This is a genomic window from Solirubrobacter soli DSM 22325 (assembly GCF_000423665.1).
GTDB lineage: Bacteria > Actinomycetota > Thermoleophilia > Solirubrobacterales > Solirubrobacteraceae > Solirubrobacter > Solirubrobacter soli.
This window is the reverse complement of the sequence record NZ_AUIK01000026.1, coordinates 107,084-126,124: the sequence shown is the minus strand read 5'-3', so window position 1 is coordinate 126,124 and position 19,041 is coordinate 107,084. Positions and strand designations below refer to the sequence as shown.

16 protein-coding genes are annotated in these 19,041 nt (G+C 71.2%); 13 read left to right on the top strand and 3 right to left on the bottom strand.

Annotation, left to right across the window (positions count from 1 at the left end; all coding sequences use genetic code 11):
* Nucleotides 1-33: 33 nt before the first annotated feature.
* Nucleotides 34-3,522 (bottom strand): PIG-L family deacetylase, encoded by a 3,489-nt coding sequence (locus G569_RS50290; protein WP_211233041.1) that lies wholly within the window; start codon nucleotides 3,520-3,522, stop codon nucleotides 34-36.
* Nucleotides 3,523-3,622: 100 nt separating this feature from the next.
* On the opposite strand from G569_RS50290, the gene G569_RS0121260 reads away from it, so the two are divergent.
* The 13 genes from G569_RS0121260 (at nucleotide 3,623) to G569_RS50275 (ending at nucleotide 17,447) form a co-directional block, all read left to right on the top strand.
* The gene (locus G569_RS0121260) at nucleotides 3,623-4,288 is read left to right on the top strand and encodes a hypothetical protein (protein WP_028064923.1); all 666 of its coding nucleotides are present in this window, start codon (nucleotides 3,623-3,625) and stop codon (nucleotides 4,286-4,288) included.
* 124 nt (nucleotides 4,289-4,412) lie between these two features.
* A complete protein-coding gene (locus tag G569_RS0121255) occupies nucleotides 4,413-5,165 on the top strand; it encodes a DeoR/GlpR family DNA-binding transcription regulator (RefSeq protein ID WP_028064922.1) in 753 nt (250 codons plus the stop codon).
* Nucleotides 5,162-6,496, top strand: coding sequence for a family 4 glycosyl hydrolase (locus tag G569_RS0121250; protein WP_028064921.1), 1,335 nt, complete (start codon nucleotides 5,162-5,164; stop codon nucleotides 6,494-6,496). Before G569_RS0121255 ends, G569_RS0121250 begins: the two co-directional genes overlap by 4 nt.
* Before the next feature lie 67 nt (nucleotides 6,497-6,563).
* Complete coding sequence (locus tag G569_RS50285) at nucleotides 6,564-7,484, top strand: PfkB family carbohydrate kinase (protein ID WP_053226750.1); 921 nt, start codon at nucleotides 6,564-6,566, stop codon at nucleotides 7,482-7,484.
* Nucleotides 7,484-8,830, top strand: a complete 1,347-nt coding sequence (locus G569_RS0121240; RefSeq protein WP_053226749.1) for an extracellular solute-binding protein — start codon at nucleotides 7,484-7,486, stop codon at nucleotides 8,828-8,830. The genes G569_RS50285 and G569_RS0121240 overlap by 1 nt, the downstream gene beginning before the upstream one ends.
* Nucleotides 8,809-9,723, top strand: coding sequence for a carbohydrate ABC transporter permease (locus G569_RS0121235; RefSeq protein ID WP_211233040.1), 915 nt, complete (start codon nucleotides 8,809-8,811; stop codon nucleotides 9,721-9,723). Before G569_RS0121240 ends, G569_RS0121235 begins: the two co-directional genes overlap by 22 nt.
* On the top strand, nucleotides 9,720-10,538 hold the full coding sequence (locus tag G569_RS0121230; protein WP_028064918.1) for a carbohydrate ABC transporter permease: 819 nt from the start codon (nucleotides 9,720-9,722) through the stop codon (nucleotides 10,536-10,538). The genes G569_RS0121235 and G569_RS0121230 overlap by 4 nt, the downstream gene beginning before the upstream one ends.
* Entirely contained in the window at nucleotides 10,538-11,548 is a 1,011-nt protein-coding gene (locus G569_RS0121225; RefSeq protein WP_028064917.1) for an ABC transporter ATP-binding protein, read from the top strand. Before G569_RS0121230 ends, G569_RS0121225 begins: the two co-directional genes overlap by 1 nt.
* Nucleotides 11,549-11,620: 72 nt before the next feature.
* Nucleotides 11,621-13,870, top strand: a complete 2,250-nt coding sequence (locus G569_RS0121220; protein ID WP_028064916.1) for an NHL repeat-containing protein — start codon at nucleotides 11,621-11,623, stop codon at nucleotides 13,868-13,870.
* Nucleotides 13,867-14,343 (top strand): nucleoside deaminase, encoded by a 477-nt coding sequence (locus tag G569_RS0121215; protein ID WP_028064915.1) that lies wholly within the window; start codon nucleotides 13,867-13,869, stop codon nucleotides 14,341-14,343. Before G569_RS0121220 ends, G569_RS0121215 begins: the two co-directional genes overlap by 4 nt.
* Before the next feature lie 3 nt (nucleotides 14,344-14,346).
* Nucleotides 14,347-15,690, top strand: a complete 1,344-nt coding sequence (locus G569_RS58545) for a plastocyanin/azurin family copper-binding protein (protein WP_053226748.1) — start codon at nucleotides 14,347-14,349, stop codon at nucleotides 15,688-15,690.
* A complete protein-coding gene (locus G569_RS0121205) occupies nucleotides 15,687-16,247 on the top strand; it encodes a GNAT family N-acetyltransferase (protein WP_028064914.1) in 561 nt (186 codons plus the stop codon). The genes G569_RS58545 and G569_RS0121205 overlap by 4 nt, the downstream gene beginning before the upstream one ends.
* A 3-nt stretch (nucleotides 16,248-16,250) precedes the next feature.
* Nucleotides 16,251-17,447: an MFS transporter gene (locus G569_RS50275; RefSeq protein WP_053226747.1), complete on the top strand. Its 1,197-nt coding sequence runs from the start codon at nucleotides 16,251-16,253 to the stop codon at nucleotides 17,445-17,447.
* Here the strand turns inward: G569_RS50275 and G569_RS0121195 are convergent.
* Nucleotides 17,413-18,471, bottom strand: a complete 1,059-nt coding sequence (locus G569_RS0121195) for a hypothetical protein (RefSeq protein ID WP_028064913.1) — start codon at nucleotides 18,469-18,471, stop codon at nucleotides 17,413-17,415. The two genes, G569_RS50275 and G569_RS0121195, sit on opposite strands and share 35 nt — an antisense overlap.
* Entirely contained in the window at nucleotides 18,468-19,016 is a 549-nt protein-coding gene (locus G569_RS58540; RefSeq protein ID WP_028064912.1) for an RNA polymerase sigma factor, read from the bottom strand. Before G569_RS58540 ends, G569_RS0121195 begins: the two co-directional genes overlap by 4 nt.
* Between the last annotated feature and the right edge of the window lie 25 nt (nucleotides 19,017-19,041).

The following is a 19,041-nucleotide window of genomic DNA, read 5'->3' as shown; positions in this document are numbered from 1 at the left end:
GGCGCGGCCGGCCCCTCCGCGGTTGGGACCCCTCTACGGCGTGGTCGTCGACAGCGTGAACGTCAGCGTCTTGCTGTACGTCCCCGTGCGCAGCGCCTCGTTCTGACCGATCGACTGCTTGAAGCCGATCGCCACCGACTCGTTGGACGTCGGCGCGTTCCAGGTCTTCACGGTGGCCGGGATCGGCGCGTAGGTGCCGCCCGTGCCGGCCTGCAACGTCTGTTGCAGGGCGAAGGACCCGTTGACGAGCTTGCCGGTGTTGACGGCGCTCGGGTCGGCGACGCTCAGTGCGGCGTCACCGGCGGTCGAGATGACCGTGGCGGTGGTGGTGGCGAAGTAGTCCTTCGCGACACCCGGCGTGAACGCCCCGAACGCGGCCGGTGCGCCCATCGACAGCGAGAGCGTGGCCGGCACCGTGCCGCCGACGCCGCCGCTCACCGAGGTGATCGGCGCATCGAACGCCTGGACCTCGTCCTGCGTCGTCTGGAAGGCCACGAGCGCGGAGCCGCCGCTCGAGATCTTCGCCGCGCCGGCCTCGCTCACGGGGAGCGAGATGACCTGGTGGCCGGCGGTGATCGTCTTCTTGACGTCGGTCACGACGCGGCCGCTCATGTCCGGCGACCAGGCCGGGATCGAGCCATCCGTCAGCGCGCAGGCCGACAGGCCGTCATCGGCGGTGCCACTCGCCGCGCAGCTCGAGTTGAACACCGGGATGTAGCCCTTCTCGCCGTCGTACAGGAACGCGTGCAGCGTGCCCGGGCCGGCGGCGTCGATGTCGATGTCGACCGAGCCGGTCTTGAGCACCGCGCTGTTGACGGTGATGCCACGGCTGGCCGGCGCCGGCACGCGACCGGAGATCGGCACGCCGCTGCGGGCCGACTGGGCGATCGTCTGCGGCGAGTCGATCCCGTTCAGGTTCGGGTTCGACACGTTCGGCGCGGGCGGCGTCGTCGGCAGGTTCGCCGGCGGCGTGTAGCCCGCCATGATCGCCTTGCCCCAGCGGTACGGGTCGGACTGCACGCTGCCGAACGTCGACCAGGCCATGCGGGTGCTCTGGTCGATGTGGCGCAGCGTCGTCGTGCCCGCGGCCGAGGTGTCGTCCTCGTCGTAGGGCGTGATGTTCAGGCCCATGTTGTTGGGGTCGACCGCGGCCGGCAGGTCCGCCAGCGGGATCTTGACCTCGAGGTTGTAGCCGCCCTCGGCGCCGTAGCCGTGCGGCACGGTCGTCGAGTTGGAGCCGACCCAGGTCGCCGTCGACTTCACGACCACGCCGGGGGCGTTCGGGGCGTCGGAGACGTTCGCCGCCAGCGGCCCGGTCGAGAAGCCCTGGTGGTTGTCCGCGTCACGCGCCCAGCACGGCCCGTTGACGCCGTTGCCGTTGAAGTTCGACGGGTCGTTGGTGAACGGGAAGATGCCGAGCTTGAACGTGTTCGCGGTGTCCTTGAGCACCTGCGACGCGTTCCCGCGCGGGTCGATGATGATCTCCACCGAGTCCGCGAGCCAGTGGCCGACGCACTCCTCCGGCTTGACCGCGTAGGACTGGAAGTCGTCCTTGACGTGGATGAAGAAGTAGAGGTCCTCGCCGGAGCGGGTGACCTTGGCGTACGTGCTGTTCGCGGTGCCCGTGGCGGAGGAGGAGCCGCAGTCCACGCCGAGCGGCGAGCAGTTGCGGGTCGAGCCGCCGGGCTCCCACTTGCGGCCGATCTCGAGCGCCTCGCCCGAATACTCGCCCGCGCCCTCCTGGCCGTCCATCGTCGGCGCCCCGGCGGCCGCCGGGATCGTCGTCTTCGGGACGATGCCGAGCGTCAGGTCCTCGAACCCGGTCCCGTTGGCGCCGAACGTGGTCGTGATGCGCACGTTGACGTTGCCGTTCTGCGAGTCCGCGGGCGTCGCCGTGGTGGGCAGCGTCGCGTTCGTGTACGAGTTGGAGACGGTGAAGTTGACCGTCGCGTCCGCGCCCGGGGCGAGGTTGGTGTACGGCTTGGTCACGGCGTCGGCGGTCACGTTGGCGGGCAGCGTCAGGGTGACGTTGCCGCTCTGCGGCGCGTCGGTCCAGTTGTGGACGATGACCGGCAGCGTGAAGGACGTGCCGACCGCGACCGTCTGGATCGCGGCCGAGCGGCCGAGGCGACGCGCCGACGGAGCCGTGTTCTCGGTCCAGTTGTCGTACTCGAGCCAGTTGCCCCAGCGCTGGAAGCGGCCCTCGACGGGGGAGACCACGCGCACGACCTGGTCGGTGTAGCCGGAGGCGGTGCCCACGGTCCACGTGGCCGAGATCTTGAAGTTCGTGTTCACCGCGGCGGTCGCCGACGGCGTCACGTTGAAGGTCACCGTCTGGCCCGAGCCGTCGGTGGCGGGAACGGTCTTGGCCGCGTCAGCGGTCCAGCCCGCCGGGACGTTGAGCGTCGCGGTGCCCGCCGGGATCGTCGTCCCCGCCGGCGCCTTCACGTTCAGCGTCGCCGTGAACGGCACGCCGGGCGCGTTGTAGAAGCGGTTGAACGTCAGGTACTCGAGCGTGCCCAGCGGCAGCCCGCCCTTGTCGGCGACGGTCGCGCCGTACAGGATCGCGTCGTCCTTGCCGGCGTTGGCGTTGGCCGAGCCGTCCGCGTTGACGTTGGGTTGGAACGGCACGAAGTTGTTGGTCATGCCGAAGCGCGAGCAGCCGGGCGCGATCGTGCCCATCTGCATAACGCGGCTCTGCGTCGGGTAGGCGGAAGCGCCTTCGGAGGCGACCTGCGCCCAGATCTTCGGCGTGCCCGCCGGGCGGCCCTGGACGTTGCCGGCCGGCCACAGGTACGGCGAGTCGTAGCCCGTCCACACGCCCGCGACGTTGTCGAGGCCCGTGGGCGTGAAGCCCGTGGTGCAGTCCGCGGCGGTCGTGGTGCCGCCGGTGCCGGCGGTCGCGCCGCCGGAGAACGCCTTCTTGACCTGCCAGGTCGAGAGCGCGTTCGGCCCGGTCAGCTGCTCCGGGAACATGGTCGGGTCGGCCGCGGCCTTGATGCCTTCCCAGATGTAGCGGCCGGCCTGCTGGTGGTTGCCGTGGCCGGCGCCGAGCGTCGGCGTGAAGCCGATGTAGATGTCCGGCTGCGTCATGCGGATGATCCGCGTGACCCGGCGCAGCGTCTCGTCCTGGCCCCAGAACGACTGCGTCAGCGGCGCGCTCTGGTTGTAGAAGAAGTCGACGCGATCGAGGTTGAAGATGTCGACCGTGCCCGAGCGGAAGTGGGCGACGCGATCCTCGTTCTCACGGCGCAGACCGAGCGCCGGGCCGATCTCCGACGCGACGGCGTTGCCGCCGCCCTCGCCGCGGGTGACCATGATGATCCCGCACTTGACGCCGTAACGCTGATGCCACACGCCGCACGGGCCGATGATGCTCGTGTCGTCGTCCGGATGGGCCCATTCGCCCATCACGTTGATCTTCACGGCCTTGTCGGCCGTGTAGGGCGCCGCGCTGGCTTTGGATGCCGCTCCGAGCAGCACCGCCAGCGCCGACAGCAGGACCAAACCCGTTCGTCTCACGTCCCTCTCCCTCACGCTCGCACCTCTTCGCACGACTTCGAACAGGGAACCTATTCCTGGCATTTAGCTCGTGTCAAGTTCCCGGGCTACCCTCATCAACGTGCGGATCGCCGTTGGACTGACGCTGGCTCTCATTCTCGCGCTCCCCGCGAGCGCGCAGGCCGCACCGACGATCGGCGTGACGCTCGCCAAGCCGTCGGTCCGCTACGGCCAGACCCACAAGATCGACGGCACGCTGATGGACGGGACGGTCCCGCTCGGCGCCCAGGAGGTCGTGCTCGAGGGCCGCCGCTACCCCTACGAGGGCTCGTACCGGGTCATCGCGCGGACGACGACCGACGCCGAGGGCAACTTCAGCTTCAAGGCCGAGCTCGACCGCAACCACCGGCTGCGGGTCACCGCCCCCGCGCAGAACCTCACCTCGAAGCTGGTGCAGGCCTACACGCTGCCGGCGTTCGAGTTGAGCTTCCGTGCGCTGCGCCCCGGCGTCGTCCGGCTCTACCAGCGCTACACGGTGCCCAAGACGGTCAAGCTGACCTCGCCGACGTACTTCTATCTCGGCCCGCGCAAGGCGAAGAAGTCGACGATGCGCAAGACGGCCAAGACCGAACGCACCAAGGCCGGGCACTACACGGCGCAGATCGACGTGACGCTGCCCGACAGCTGGCACGGCGCGTTCCGCTACGCCAGCTGCTTCCGGCCCTCGCCGGGCGCGGGCATGGGCGATCCCGCGGCGACCTGCCCCAAGCTACGCCTTGAATTCTAAGGCGACGCAGCCCCTCCGCCCCACCCCGATCATCCGACCTTAACGGGGAGGCGTTTTTGCACGTGGGCGTTCGAAGCTGGTAGAAGTCCGCTCGGAACTGTTCAATACTGTTCCCGCCCAAGCGATGACGCTCCTACCCGCTCAGCGACGCCAAGAGATCCTCCGCGCGGTACGCAACGGGACCGCGCATGTCTCCGACCTGGCCGAGTCCTTCGGCGTGTCGGAGATGACGGTCCGGCGCGACCTCGGCGCGCTGGCGCGCGACGGCAAGCTCGAACGGGTCCACGGCGGCGCCGTCGACGCCGGCACCGAGCCGGGCTTCTCGCAGATCGAGGTCGAGCGCTTCGACATCAAGGACCGCCTGGGCCGCGCGGCCGCCGCGATGGTGCAGGACGGGATGACCGTGATGATCGACATCGGCACCTCGACGCTGCAGATGGCGCGCCACCTGCACGGCTGCAAGATCACCGTGGTCACGACGAACCTGGCGGTGGTCGAGGAGCTGCTGCCCGACCCGGACATCGAGCTCGTGCTCCCGGGCGGGATCGTGCGGCGCAACTACCGGTCGCTGGTCGGCGTCCTCGCCGAGGACTCGCTGCGCCAGATCAAGTCCGACATCCTCTTCCTGGGGACCAGCGGGGTCGATCTCGAGATCGGGGTGTGGGACACCACGATGGTCGAGGTCCCGATCAAGCGGCTGATGATCGCCGGCGCCTCCGAGGTCGTCCTGATCGCCGACGCCGCCAAGTTCTCGATGACCGGCATGGTCCGCGTGTGCGGACCTGAGTCGCTCTCTCACATCGTCACCGACGCGCCGCTGCCGGCATCCGCGCGCTCGGCCGTCGACGCCGCCGGGATCGAGGTCACCGTCGCATGAAACTGACGATCGTCGGAGGAGGCGGGTTCCGGGTTCCGCTCGTCTACGGCGCGCTGCTGGACAAGAAGGAGCGGCTCGGGCTCGAAGAGGTCGTGCTGCACGACATCGACGGCGGCCGCCTGGAGCGGATCGGCGCGGTGCTCGAGGGCCTGGCCGCCGAGCGCGGCACGCAGCTCCCGTTCCGCTTCACCACCGACCTGGTCGACGCCGTCGAGGGCGCGGACTTCGTGTTCTGCGCGATCCGCGTCGGGCAGCTCGAAGGTCGCGTGGTCGACGAGGACGTCCCGCTCGGGCTCGGCGTGCTCGGGCAGGAGACCACCGGGCCGGGCGGCATCTGCTTCGCGCTGCGCACGATCCCGGTGATGGTGCGGCTGGCCGAGACGATGGCCAAGCACGCGCCCAACGCCTGGCTGATCAACTTCACGAACCCCGCCGGGATGGTCACCGAGGCCGTCCAGCAGGTGCTCGGCGACCGCGCCGTGGGCATCTGCGACTCGCCGTCCGGCCTCTGCCGGCGGGTGGCGGCGGCGGTCGGCCGCCAGGCGGACGACCTCTGGTTCGACTACTTCGGTCTGAACCATCTGGGCTGGCTGAAGGGGGTCCGCGACGCGGGTGGAACGCAGCTGCTCGACGGTCTGCTCGAGGATGACGAGCGGCTGAACGGCTTCGAGGAGGGTCGGCTGTTCGGTGGCGAGTGGCTGCGTTCGCTCGCGATGATCCCCAACGAGTACCTGTACTACTTCTATTACGCCTCGGACACGGTCAACGCGATCCGCGGCTCGAGCGCCTCGCGCGGCGCGTTCCTGCTCGAGCAGCAGCGCGCGTTCTACGCGCGCTCCGGCGGCGACGCCCTGGGCGACTGGCGCGCGACCCGCCACGACCGCGAGCGCACCTACATGGCCGAGGCACGCTCGGCCGCGGGCGACGAGCACGAGCACGACAACGACACGAACGCGGGCTACGAGTCCGAGGCGATGGCGGTGCTGGAGGCGATCGCGCTCAACAGCCGCAAGGTGCTGATCCTCAACACCGCCAACCGCTCGGCGCTGCCGTTTCTGGACGAGCGCGCCGTGGTCGAGGTGCCGTGCGTCGTCGGCCGCGCCGGCCCGGTGCCGATGGCGATGGGCCAGGTGCCTGCACACGCGCGGGCGCTGGTGGAGATGATGAAGGACGTGGAGCGCACGACGATCGACGCGGCGCTGCTGGGCTCGCGCGAGCTGGCCGTCAAGGCGCTCTCGCTGCACCCGCTCGTGCCCTCGGTCAGCACGGCGCGCGAGATCTTCGACGGCTACCGCCGCCGTCTGCCCGCGCTGCAAGAGGCCTTTGCGTGAGCCCGAGCCTGAAGACGCGCCGTGGCGGCACCGGCCGTCCGGTTTCAGGCATCCCGGGGGTGGCCCTGTGAGCCCGGGCGTCGACCTCGCCTGCGCGGAGCCCGCGTTCCTCGACCTCACGATGACCGGCCTGGACAAGATCCCGGGGCCGGGCGAAGAACGGCTGGCCACGGATTTCCTGCGCTCGCCCGGTGGCGGAGCGATCACGGCGGTGGGTGCCGCACGTCTTGGTCTGTCCAGCGCGCTGGTCTCGCCGCTGGGCGACGACGCGGTCGGCATCCTGCTGCGCTCGCTGCTCGCCGACGACGGCGTGCGCTGGTCGGGGCGGCTCGTCGACCGCTCGCCGGTCACCGTGATCATGCCGTCCGGCGGGGACCGGGCGATGGCGACCTTTGACCCGGGGGAAGGGGTGACCGCCGAGGAGCTTGCCTCCGTGGATCCGCGCGCGGTCGTCCTGTCGATCCCCCGCTTGCCCCTCGCGCCGGCGGGCGCCCGCGTCTATGTGTCGATCGGCGACGTCGACGCGCGGGCGCTCGCCGGCAGCGAGTTGCCACCCGAGCTGAGCACGGCGCGCGCGCTGCTGGTCAACGCGCGGGAGGCGCGCCTGTTGACGGGCGCGAGCGATGTCGAGACCGCGGCGGCGCAGCTGGCGACCGCCGCCCCGGTCGTGATCGTCACCCTCGGTGCCGACGGCGCGCTGGCCGCGAGCGCGGAGGGCGCGGTCCGCGTTCCCGGCGTCGAAGTCGACGCCGTCGACACCACCGGTGCCGGCGATCTGTTCGCCGCCGCCTACGTCTGGGCCGACCATTGGGGCGCCGGGCTTAACGAGCGCCTCCGATGGGCGGTGCTATACGCATCCCTCTCAGTGAGGGTCGCCACCGCCGTCGCGGGGGCGGTGACATTGAGGGCGCTCTTGGAGGAGGGCGCTGAACACGGGCTGGCGTCGCCAGTGCGACAGCCGTCAGCAGCGATGAAGGAGGACCAGTGATGGCACGGAGAGTGTTCGCCGCTTTGGCGCTGGCGATGGTGGTGGCCGCCTGCGGTTCTGCTCCCGGATCCAAGGACGACACCGCGAAGTCGACGGCGACGCCCGCACCCTCGGTCGATGCCAAGCCGGACATCTCCAAGGTCGGCGATGTCACGTTGACGGTCTGGGATCAGAACGTCCGCGGCGGTCAGAACGCGGAGATCGAGGAGCTCAACAAGCAGTTCATGGCCAAGTACCCGAACGTCAAGATCGAGCGCACGGCCAAGTCGTTCGAGGACCTGCTCAAGACGGTCAAGCTCGCCGTCTCGGGCCCCGACGCCCCGGACGTCGTCCAGGCCAACCAGGGCCGCGGGACGATGGGCGAGATGGTCAAGGCGAAGCTGATCCGCCCGGTGACCGACTACGCGAAGGTCTACGGCTGGAACGACCGCTACTCGCCGACGCTGCTCGCGCTGAACTCGTTCTCGCCCGACGGCAAGGAGTTCGGGTCCGGCGACCTCTACGGCCTCTCGCAGGCCGGCGAGATCGTGGGCGTCTTCTACAACAAGGACAAGGTCGCCACGCCGCCGACCACGCTCGACGAGTTCGAGGCGTCGCTGCAGGAGGCCAAGGACGCGGGCGAGACGCCGATCATGTTCGGCAACCTCGAGAAGTGGCCGGGCATCCACAACTTCGAGTCGGTGCTCGGGCAGACCGCCGACAAGCAGGCGATCCGCGACTTCGTCTTCGCCAAGCAGGGCGCGTCATTCGACAACCCCGACTTCACCGCGGGCGCGACGAAGATCAAGGAGTGGGTCGACAAGGGCTACTTCAACAAGAACTTCAACGGCACGGACTACGACCCGGCCTGGCAGCAGTTCGCGAAGGGCAAGAGCCGCTACCTGATCGCCGGCACGTGGGTGACCGCGGACCTGGCGAAGCAGATGGGCGACAAGGTCGGCTTCATGCTGATGCCGGGCAAGGACCCGAACGCGCCGGTCTCGCTCGGCGGCGAGGACCTGCCGTGGTCGATCACCTCCGCGGCCAAGAACCCGGACGTCGCGGCGGCCTACATCGACTTCCTCACCGACGCCAACGCGGCCAAGGTGCTCGTCGACACCGACAACCTGCCGGCGATGAAGGGCGCGCCGGCGCCGGCCGAGGGCCTCTCGGTCGACGTCGCCAACGCCTGGCAGAAGCTCAACGAGGCCGACGGCGTGATCCCGTACCTGGACTACACGACGCCGACCTTCTACGACGACATCTCGGGCGCCATCCAGGAGCTGCTCGCGGGCAAGCAGGACCCCGCCGCGTTCACGAAGGGCGTGCAGGCGGACTTCGATAAGTGGGCCCAGAAGCAAGGCTGAGCCGGTGGCGCGGCTCCCGGGAGGATCGTCCCCCCGGTGAGCCGCGTCTCGTCGGCTACCTCTACCTGCTGCCCGCGTTCGCGGTCTTCGCGACGTTCGTCCTGTACCCGCTCTACCGGGCGGTGTACATCTCGTTCTACGACTGGGACGGGCTGACCGTCGGCACGTGGACCGGGCTGGACAACTACAAGGAGGTCGTCACCGACCCCGAGTTGCGCAGCGCGTTCGCGCACGCGCTGATCCTGCTGATCTTCTACGCGGTGCTGCCGGTGATGATCGGGCTGCTGCTCGCGGGGCTGATGGCGCGGGCGCGGATCCGCGGCCTGGCGCTCTTCCGCACGATCCTGTTCCTGCCGCAGGTGATCGCGCTGGTCGTCGTCGCGGTCATGTGGAAGATGATCTACGACCCCGACAACGGCGCCCTGAACCGCTTCCTCGGCGTCTTCGGGATCGAGGGCAAGTCGTGGCTCGGGGACTTCAGCCTCGCGCTGCCGTCGATCGGCCTGATCGGCACGTGGGTCTACTACGGGCTGGCGATGGTGCTGCTGACGGCGGGCGTGCAGAAGATCCCGTCCTCGCTCTATGACGCGGCGCGGGTGGACGGCGCGGGCGCCTTCCGGGAGTTCACCGCGGTCACGCTGCCGGCGCTGCGCGGGGAGATCGCGGTCGCGCTGACGCTGACGACGATCTACTCGCTGCGCAACTTCGACCTCGTCTACGTCACGACGCAGGGCGGCCCGGGGGACGCGACCACGGTGCCGGCGTTCCAGGTCTTCTCGCGCGCGTTCCAGTCCGGGCAGGTCGGCTCGGCCGCGGCGGTCGGCATCACGCTGACGGCGATCATCTTCCTGATCTCGCTCGGCATCAACCGCTTCTCGGAGCGTGCGACATGACGTCGCGGACCGAGCAGACGGTCGCCTACGTGGTGCTCGGCGTCTTCTCGCTGATCGCGCTGCTGCCGATCGCCGGGATCGTCTTCACCGCGCTCCAGAACCCCGACGGCGGCGCGTCCTTCGGGTCCTTCGACGGCTTCCACTTCTCCAACTTCAAGAACGCGTGGGAGGAAGGCCACTTCGGGTCCTACCTGAAGTCCTCGATCCTCGTCGCCGTGGTCGTCGTGACCGTCGCGGGCGTGTTCTCGATCATGTCCGGCTACGCATTCGGGCTGATGCGGTTCCGGGGGCAGAACGTCCTGTTCTACGTGTTCCTGCTCGGGCTGATGGTGCCGATGGAGGCGATCATCGTCCCGCTCTACTACGACTTCCGCGACCTCGGGCTGACCAACACCTACTGGGGCCTGATCCTGCCGCAGATCGCGACGTCGGTGGCGTTCGGGACCTTCTGGATGCGGGCGTTCTTCCGCGGCGTGCCGCGCTCGCTGGTCGAGGCGGCGCGGATCGACGGCGCGTCGTCGTGGTTCACGCTCTGGCGCGTGCTGCTGCCGCTGGCGCGGCCGGCCGTGTTGACCATGACGGTGCTGCTGTTCATGTGGACCTGGAACGAGTTCCTGCTCGCGCTGGTGATGGTGTCCGACGAGAACCTGCGCACGGCGCCGCTCGGGCTCTCGTTCTTCCAGGGGCGCAACACGTCGGACCTGACGCTGTTGGCCGCCGGCTCGGTGATCGTGGCGCTGCCGGTCGTGATCTTGTACGTGTTCCTGCAGCGGCATTTCATCCGCGGCATGCTCTCGGGGGCGGTGAAGGGCTGATGGCGGGTGTGACGTTCGACGGGGTCGGCAAGACGTTCGGGACTTCGGTCCAGGCGGTGCGCGACTTCAATCTCGACATCGCCGACGGCGAGTTCATGGTGCTGGTCGGCCCGTCCGGCTCCGGCAAGACCACGGCGCTGCGGATGCTCGCCGGGCTGGAATCGGTCACGTCGGGGTCGATCGCGATCGGCGAGAAGGTGGTCAACAAGATCGCCCCGCGCGAGCGCGACATCGCGATGGTCTTCCAGGACTACGCGCTCTACCCGCAGTGGACGGTGTTCGACAACCTCGCGTTCGGGCTGCGACGGCGCAAGGTGCCGCGCGAGGAGATCCAGCGGCGGGTGACCGAGGCCGCGCGGGTGTTGGACCTGGCGCCGTACCTGGATCGGCGCCCTGGGCAGCTGAGCGGCGGCCAGGCCCAGCGGGTCGCGCTGGGGCGCGCGCTGGTGCGCGAGCCGCAGGTGTTCCTCATGGACGAGCCTTTGAGCAACCTGGACGCGAAGCTGCGCACGCAGACCCGCGGCGAGATCCGGCGCCTGCAGCAGGAGGTCCGCACGACCACGGTCTACGTCACCCACGACCAGGTCGAGGCGATGACGATGGGCGACCGGATCGCGGTCATGAACCACGGCGTGCTCGAGCAGGTCGGGACGCCGGAGGAGCTCTACGAGCGGCCCGCGAACCGGTTCGTCGCCGGCTTCATCGGCTCGCCCGCGATGTCGTTCATCGAGGACGGCGCGTTGCCGGGGCTGCGGGAGGGGGTCGTGGTGGGCGTGCGGCCGGAGCACACGCGGCCGTGGCGTGACGGTCTGGTCGGCCCGTTCCGCGGAACGGTCGCCTTCGTCGAGGCGCTGGGCCGGGAGACGTTCGTGGGCGTCGACGTGGGCGAGACGCGGCTGGTGGTCTTCGAGGAGGGCCGCGCCACGCGCGACGTGGGCGAGGAGATGGAGTTCGGGCTCGTCGAGTCCGGGCTGCGCCACTTCGACCGCGAGACCGGCAGAGCCGTATAGGGCATTCCTACGGATGTAGATCGGGCGAACACCCGATGGCAGCGCGGCCGGGTGGGCGTAGCGTCGCGGCCTATGAAGGGTCGAGGAGTTGCCATCGCGATCGCCGCCGCGCTGGCGGCGCCCACCACCGCCGCCTGGGGATACCCCGACTGGCGCGATCCCGCGAGCATCGGCGTCGCCCAGGACGGCGTTCTGCGTTTCCCGCAGGCGCTGGCCTATGACGCCTCCGGCGTCCCCGATCCGGGCGCCGGCGCGCCCGCCGGGCCGTACGTCTACGTCGCCGACCAGCATTCGTTCACCGTCCAGAAGTTCACGGCGGACGGGACCTTCGTGCGGCGCTTCGGCGGCTACGGCTCGGAGCCGGGGCGCCTCGGCGCCACGTCGTCGAGCGCGAGCCCGACCACCGGCCTGCTCGGCGGCGTCGGCGGCGTCGCCGTCGACGCCCGCGGGCACGTGTATGTCCTCGACTCGTTCAATGCGCGCGTCGAGCGCTTCACTTCCGGCGGCCAGTTCGAGGGCCAGTTCGGGTCGCTCGGCACGGCGCCGGGACAGCTCAACCCCGGGATCAACGGCGGGCTCGCGCTGCTCGGCGACGAGCTCTTCGTCGGCGACCAGGACAACCACCGCATCCAGCGCTTCCACCTCGGCGCCGACGGGCTCCCAGACTCGCCGCCGATCGTGTTCGGCGTACACGGCGCCGGTCCGGGGCAGTTCGACATCGTCTCCGGCCTCTCGGTCGACCCGGCGCGGGACCACAAGGTCTTCGTCGCCGACGACCGCAACAACCGCATCCAGCGGCTCACGCACGACCTCGCCTTCGACGCGCTGACCGGGACGCTCGGCAGCGGACCGGGGCAGTTCGACAACCCGTACGACACCGGCGTCGACCTGGCGGGGCGGCTGTTCGTCGCCGACAACCAGAACCACCGGGTGGTGCGGCTGGACGCCGGCACGCTGGCGTTCACGACCAGCTTCGGCGGCTCCGGCCTCGGCCCGGGGCGGCTGAACAACGTGCGCGGGATCACGGTTTCGCCCGAGGGCCGCGTCTACGCCACCAACACCTCGCTCAACCAGGTGTCCGAGTTCACGCCCGACGGCGGGTACGTACGCAGCTTCGGACTCGACGGGCGGGGGCCGACCGCATTCATGCAGCCCCGCGACGTCGCGGTCGAGGCCAACGGCGACGTGGTGATCGCCGACACCCGCGCGGACCGCGTGCAGGTCCTGCGCGCCGACGGACGGGTGGACACGTGGGCACGGATCAGCGCGAACCTCGGCACCCCGGTCGGCGCCGGCGGCAAGCGCGAGTTCCAGGAGCCGACGGCGGTCGCCGTCGACCCGCGTAACGGCGACGTGTGGGTCGCCGAGGGCGGAAATCACCGCGTCCAGAAGATCCCGCAGGACGGGGCCATCGCCGGCGTCGTCACCTTCGGCGGGAGAAGCGCGTCGACCGCTCCCGGCGGGTTCACCGAGCCGCTCGGGATCGCCGTGGCGGCGGACGGGACCGTGTGGGTGGCCGACACCCGCAACGACCGCCTGCAGAAGCGCGACCCGGTGTCCGGCGTCTGGACGGTGCTCGGCGGCTTCTCGCACCCGACGGCGGTCGCCGTCCTGGCCGACGGCCGCATCGCGGTCACCGAGCTCGACCCCGGCCGCGTGAGCATCCTGGCGCCCGACGGCACGCGGGTGGCGAGCGCCGGCGGGCTGGACAACCCCGAGGGCGTCGGCTCCGACGGCCACGGCGGCGTGCTCGTCAGCGACACGCAGCACAATCGCCTGCTCGCCTACGACGCGCAGCTGCAGCAGGTCGGGGAGATCGGCGCAGGCACGTTCACGCGCCCGATGGGCACCGACATCGACGCACAGGGCCGGCTGCTGGTGGCCGACACGTACACCAACCGGGTCCTGCGCTTCGCCGCGCCAGCGGTCTCCGAGCCGGGCGGCACGGGTGGCTCCGTCGCTCCGGCGCTCGCGGTGACCTTGGCGGGCGGCGGCTTCGGATCGTTCACGCCCGGCGTCGCGCGCACCTACAAGGCGACGATCGCGGCGGACGTGCTGTCGACCGGCGGCGACGCCGCGCTGACCGTCTCGGACCCCAGCCCGACCGCGCCCGGCCGGCTCGTCAACGGCGCCTTCGCCCTGCAGCAGCCGCTCCTCGTCGCCGGCTCGCCGCTCCCGGCGACCGCGAAGACCTGGCAGGCCCCGGTCGCCCACGACCCGGTCGCGATCGAGCTCGCACAGTCGATCGGCGCGAACGAGCCGCTGCGCACGGGGACGTACGCGAAGACGTTGACCTTTACGCTGTCGACGACGCAGCCGTGAACGATGTCGACCTCCAACATCTGCGCCGTGCCGTCGAGCTCGCCGAGATCGCGCTCGAGGCCGGGGAGGAGCCGTACGGCTCGGTGCTCGTCGGCGCCGACGGGACGGTGCTCTTCGAGGATCACAACCGCACCTCGGGCGGCGACCAGACACGCCACCCGGAGTTCGAGATCGCGCGCTGGGCGGCGAACCACATGGCGCCCGAGGACCGCCCCGGCGCGACCGTCTACACATCGGGCGAGCACTGCGCGATGTGCTCCGCCGCCCACGGGTGGGTCGGGCTCGGGCGGATCGTGATCGCCGCGTCGTCGGCCCAACTGCGCGGCTGGGCGAGCGAGCTCGGCGTGCCGGCCCCCGCGGTCGCCACGCTGCCGATCAACGACGTCGTGCCGGGCCTGCCGGTCGAAGGCCCGGTCGACGAGCTCGCGCAACGGGTGCGCGAGCTCCAGCGCCGCTCCTTCGCGCGACCGTAGGCGATGGGCCGGCTCCTGCTCGCCGTGGCGCTGCTCCTGGCGTTCGCCGCGCCCGCGCAGGCGGACACGCGCACCCTGACGCTCCGCTACGGCCCGGTCCACATGGGCGGGTACAACGTCGACTTCCCGAAGGCGGCCGTGCGCGCACCGAAGCTCGACGGCTACGTGACGCACATGAGCGCGCGGCTGGTGGACCGGCGCGGGCGGGCGATCACGATCCGCGACGTGATGCTCCACCACCTCGTCTTCCACCGGGTCGGCACCCGTCCGGAGCTCGGGCCGTGCACGAGCGGCTCCGGTGAGGCCATCTACGGCACCGGCGAGGAGGACGAGGAGTTGCGGCTGCCGGGCGGGTACGGCTATCGGGTCGCCAAGCGGGACCGCTGGCGGGTCACGGCGATGCTGATGAGCCACTCCGAACGCTCGGTCGACGCATACATCCAGTACACGGTCACGGTCGTCACCGGGCGCTCGATGACGCCGGTCGAGCCGTTCTGGGTGCGCGCCAACGGGTGCGGAGCGCAGGTCTCCTACGCCGTGTTCGGCGGTGGAGCGCCGGGCTCGACCTACATCCGCTCCTACGACTGGCGGGTGCCGTTCGACGGCCGGATCGTGGCGGTCGGCGGTCATCTGCATGGCGGCGCGAAGGACATGTGGATGTCCCAGCCGCGCTGCGGCGACCGGCGCATCCTCGACAACTCGCCGCACTTCGGGATGCCGGATCACATCTACTACCGCGCGCGACCGATCCTGCACGAGCCCGGGCCGTTCGACACCCGCTACTTCCTCTCGCGTACGGGCATCCCGGTCCGCAAGGGCGAGGTGATCAGGCTCAACGCCGGCTACGACAACAGCGCGCCACACCCGCGGGTGATGGCGATCTCGCACGTCTACGTCGCCCCGGACAAGGCGTTGCCGAAAGCCTCGGCCGCGTGCGCCCCGCTTCCTGCCGACGCGGTCGAGCTGACCAAGCCGGGCCCGTTCCGCGCCGAGCCGCCCGCCGTCTCGGTGCCGCTGAACCGGATCGGCAAGGACGGGCGCACGGAGACGTTCTCGCTGAACCCGGCGAGCGCGAAGCAGGTCAAGTCGGGCTCGACGGTGCAGCTGCGAGATCTCCGCTTCGCCCCGTCGCACATCCAGCTGCCCGCCGGGGGATCGGTCAAGTGGCGCTTCGCGGACGCGATCCCGCACAACGTGCTGTTCGCCTCCGGTCCGCGCCTGGTCGGCAGCCCGACGTTGAGCAACGGGCAGACCTACACGACGACCTTCACCACGCCCGGCCACTACGAGCTCTTCTGCTACCTGCACCCGATGACGATGCACGAGACCGTCGAGGTCACGGGGTGATCGTGCGCGCGCTCGACGAGGCGACGTGGCCGGCGTACGCGGCGCTGATCGAGCGCCACAACGGCGTCTGGGGCGGGTGCTGGTGCATGGGCTTCCACCCCGAGGGCGTCGGGCGCCACAAGACGCCGGCGATCAACCGCGCCGAGAAGGAGCAGCGGGTGCGGTCGGGACACGCCCACGCCGCACTGGTCTTCGAGGACGGGACGTGCGTCGGCTGGTGCCAGTTCGGCTCGCCGGACGAGCTGCCGCGGATCAAGTTCAAGCGGGCGTACGAGGCGGGCTCGCCCGCGCCGCCGGACTGGCGGATCACGTGCTTCTTCGTCGATTCCGGCCATCGCCGTCAGGGCGTCGCGGACGCCGCGCTCGGCGGAGCGCTCTCGTTGATCGCGGGCCTGGGAGGCGGCGTCGTCGAGAGCTCCCCGGAGGACATCGGCGAGCGCACGAAGGTCTCGGCCTCGTTCCTGAACAACGGCACGCTGGCGATGTTCGAGCGTCACGGGTTCGAACGCGTCCGGGCGCTCGGCAAGCACCACTGGCTGGTGAGCCGTACCGTCTGACGCGTGCTCGACCGCTACCGCGCCGTCCTCACGCTCCCGGGGGCGCGTGGGCCGGTGGCGGCGTCCGCCCTGGGCTCGCTGCCGATCGGGATGTTCGGGCTGGCGATCCTGTTGCTGGCGCGCGAGGAGACCGGGTCGTTCGCGGTCGCCGGCCGCGTCGCCGGGGCGTTCGGGCTCGCGAACGCGATCGGCGCGGTGGTGCAGGGGCGCCTGATGGATCGGCTCGGACAGAGGCGGGTCCTGCGGCCGGCGTCGGTCGCCCACTTCGCGGCGGTGGGTGCGCTGGTGGCGGTGGCCGACGCGGGGGCGCCCTTCATGGCGATCGCGGCGGCCGCGGGCGGCTTCACGCTCCCGCAGGTGCCGGCCGCGATGCGCTCGGTCTGGGGCGAGCTCGTGCGCACCGCCGCGCAGCGCCAGGCGGCGTACGCGCTCGTGTCGATCACGTTCGAGGTGGCGGTGATGACCGCCCCGGTGCTGGTCGCGGTCGTGACCGAGGTCGCGGGACCCGGGGAGGCGGTGCTGCTGGCCGCCGCGCTGTGCAGCGCGGGCGGGCTGGCGTTCTCCGTGACCGGCGCGTCGCGGCGCTGGCGCGGCGAGCCGCACGACGTGAGCTGGCTCGGGCCGCTGTCCGCCGGCGGCATGCAAGCGCTGCTGGCCGTGCTGCTGGCGTTCGGCGTCGCGCTCGGGATCGTCCAGGTCGCGGTGCCGGCGTTCGCCGCCGCGCACGGCTCGGCCGCGGCCGGTGGACTCCTGCTGGGGGCGCTGTCGGTGGGGAACCTGACCGGCGGCGTGGTCTACGGTGCGCGCTCGTGGCCGGGCACGCCCGCGTTCCGGCTCACCGTGTTGCTGCTGGCGCTGGGCGCGGGGCTCGCGTTCCTGTCGCGGGCGGGCTCGCCCGCGATATTGGCCCTGCAGCTGGCTCTGGCCGGGCTCGTGCTGGCGCCGTCGACGGTCGTCGGGTCGACGCTGCTCGACCACGTCGCCCCGCCGGGGACGACGACGGAGGCGTTCGCGGTGCTCGTGATGGGGATCGTCGCCGGCTCGGCCGCGGGGAATGCCCTGGGCGGGGCGCTGGTCGACGGGGCGTCCTACGAGGCGGCGACCCTGACGGCGGGCGCGCTCGCCGTCGCGGGCGGCGGGCTCGCGTGGGTGCTGCGGCGACCGCTCACGGGATCGTCAGTCGCTCACGCCCGACCGTGACCGCGTTCAGGTTGCCCATCGGGAGCTGCCCGGGCTCGGTCGCCTGGTTGTAGGTGACGACGATCCGGTACTCGCCGCCGCCGTTGAGGTGCTGGAAGAGCACCTCGGGGCGATCGCCCGCGCGAACCTGGCCGCGCACCGGCCCCATCGCGCTGCGGCCGGACTTGGTGGGCGGGAAGATCCGGACGCCGTAGCCGGCGGACACGCCGTCGGCGTCGCGTCGCGCGTTGAAGCGCACGCGCAGGTTCCAGAATCGGCGACCCTGGCGGGCGGTGGCGGTGATCGGCGAGCCGACCGCCGCCTGCTCGGGCAGCGTGATCGTCCGTGGGTGGAAGCCGGGGAGCGGGCAGGCCGCGGCGTCGAACTGCTCGCGCGTGCAGGTGCGGCCGTCCCGGAACGTGATCGCGGTGATGGCCTTCGCACGCGGGTAGCGGGAGGCGCCGCCGGGGTCGTTGGCGTTCGGCGGCGCGATCAGGTACACGCCTTCGGGGCCCGAGACGGGAACCGTCTTGGATCCGAAGGTCACGCTCGCCGCCTCCGGCCCCAGCGCGCCGTACAGCAGCGGTTCCTGGCGCGGATTGCCGCACGACGCGGGCGTGAGGTCGCGGGCGCAGGCGTCGTCGAGCAGGGCTGCCCGGGATTCGTTGAAGAACAGCCGGTCGCCGGCGTCGAGCGGGGAGCAGTCGAAGATCCCGGCCGGAGTGCGTCTCGCGCCGCCGACGCGTTCGGGCGTGAGACAGGCGGCCTCGCCGATCCGGGAGAGCCGCAGCGTCCACCCTTCGACCTCGATCGGGAGCAGACGGTCGGTGCCGTCGACGACGACCCCCGTGTCCGCGTCGGCGGGGGCGACGCCGATCCGAGCCGGCACGCTCTTGCTCGAGAGCGCGCCGCTCGCGGCGAGCGCGATCCCACCGGTGGCGACCAGCGCGACCGGCGTCAGGCCGAGGATCCAGCGCCGGCGACGGCGCGTGCGGCGCTCGAGGGTCGCGCCCAGCTCGGACCGCAGCTCCGGGATCAGCGTCATCGCGGTGCCCTCCAGGTCTTGCGCAACGTCGCCAGGCCGCGGCTGACGCGCTGGCGCACGACCGCCTCCGAGCATTCCAGGTCCGCCGCGATCGACGCGTAGTCGTCCTCCGCCAGCACTCGCCGGCGCACCGCCTCGCGCTGCTGCGCGGGCAGGTCCGACAGCCACGTCTCGACGACCGCCGCCTCGGACTCGAGCACCGTCCGCTCGACCTCCGCCAGCGTCTCTTCGGTGAGCGCGATCGCCTGCATCGTCAGCTGCCGCCGCGCCTCGGCCTCGACGCGTCCACGCCGCCAGCTCGCGAACACCACGTGCCGCGCGATGCCGAGCAGCCACGCCCGGGCGCTGTCGGCCTCGCGGAACGTGCGCCGCGACTGGTAGGCGCGGGCGAACGTCTCGGCAACGATGTCGATCGTCACGTCCGGGTCGCGCACCATGCCGCCGACGAACGCGACCAGCGCCCGCTCATGGCGGTCGTAGAACGCGACGTAGGCCGCGGGGTCGCGGTGGGCGCGGGCGAGCAGTTGCGCGTCGGTGGGCGGCACTCTGAGACCTCTATTGCGCGGTTCG

Coding starts and splice junctions, on each gene's coding strand:
- G569_RS0121255 (WP_028064922.1), top strand. CDS start 4,413: ATGACGCTCCTACCCGCTCAGCGACGCCAAGAGATCCTCCGCGCGGTA.
- G569_RS0121250 (WP_028064921.1), top strand. CDS start 5,162: ATGAAACTGACGATCGTCGGAGGAGGCGGGTTCCGGGTTCCGCTCGTC.
- G569_RS0121240 (WP_053226749.1), top strand. CDS start 7,484: ATGGCACGGAGAGTGTTCGCCGCTTTGGCGCTGGCGATGGTGGTGGCC.
- G569_RS0121230 (WP_028064918.1), top strand. CDS start 9,720: ATGACGTCGCGGACCGAGCAGACGGTCGCCTACGTGGTGCTCGGCGTC.
- G569_RS0121225 (WP_028064917.1), top strand. CDS start 10,538: ATGGCGGGTGTGACGTTCGACGGGGTCGGCAAGACGTTCGGGACTTCG.
- G569_RS0121220 (WP_028064916.1), top strand. CDS start 11,621: ATGAAGGGTCGAGGAGTTGCCATCGCGATCGCCGCCGCGCTGGCGGCG.
- G569_RS58545 (WP_053226748.1), top strand. CDS start 14,347: ATGGGCCGGCTCCTGCTCGCCGTGGCGCTGCTCCTGGCGTTCGCCGCG.
- G569_RS0121195 (WP_028064913.1), bottom strand. CDS start 18,471: ATGACGCTGATCCCGGAGCTGCGGTCCGAGCTGGGCGCGACCCTCGAG.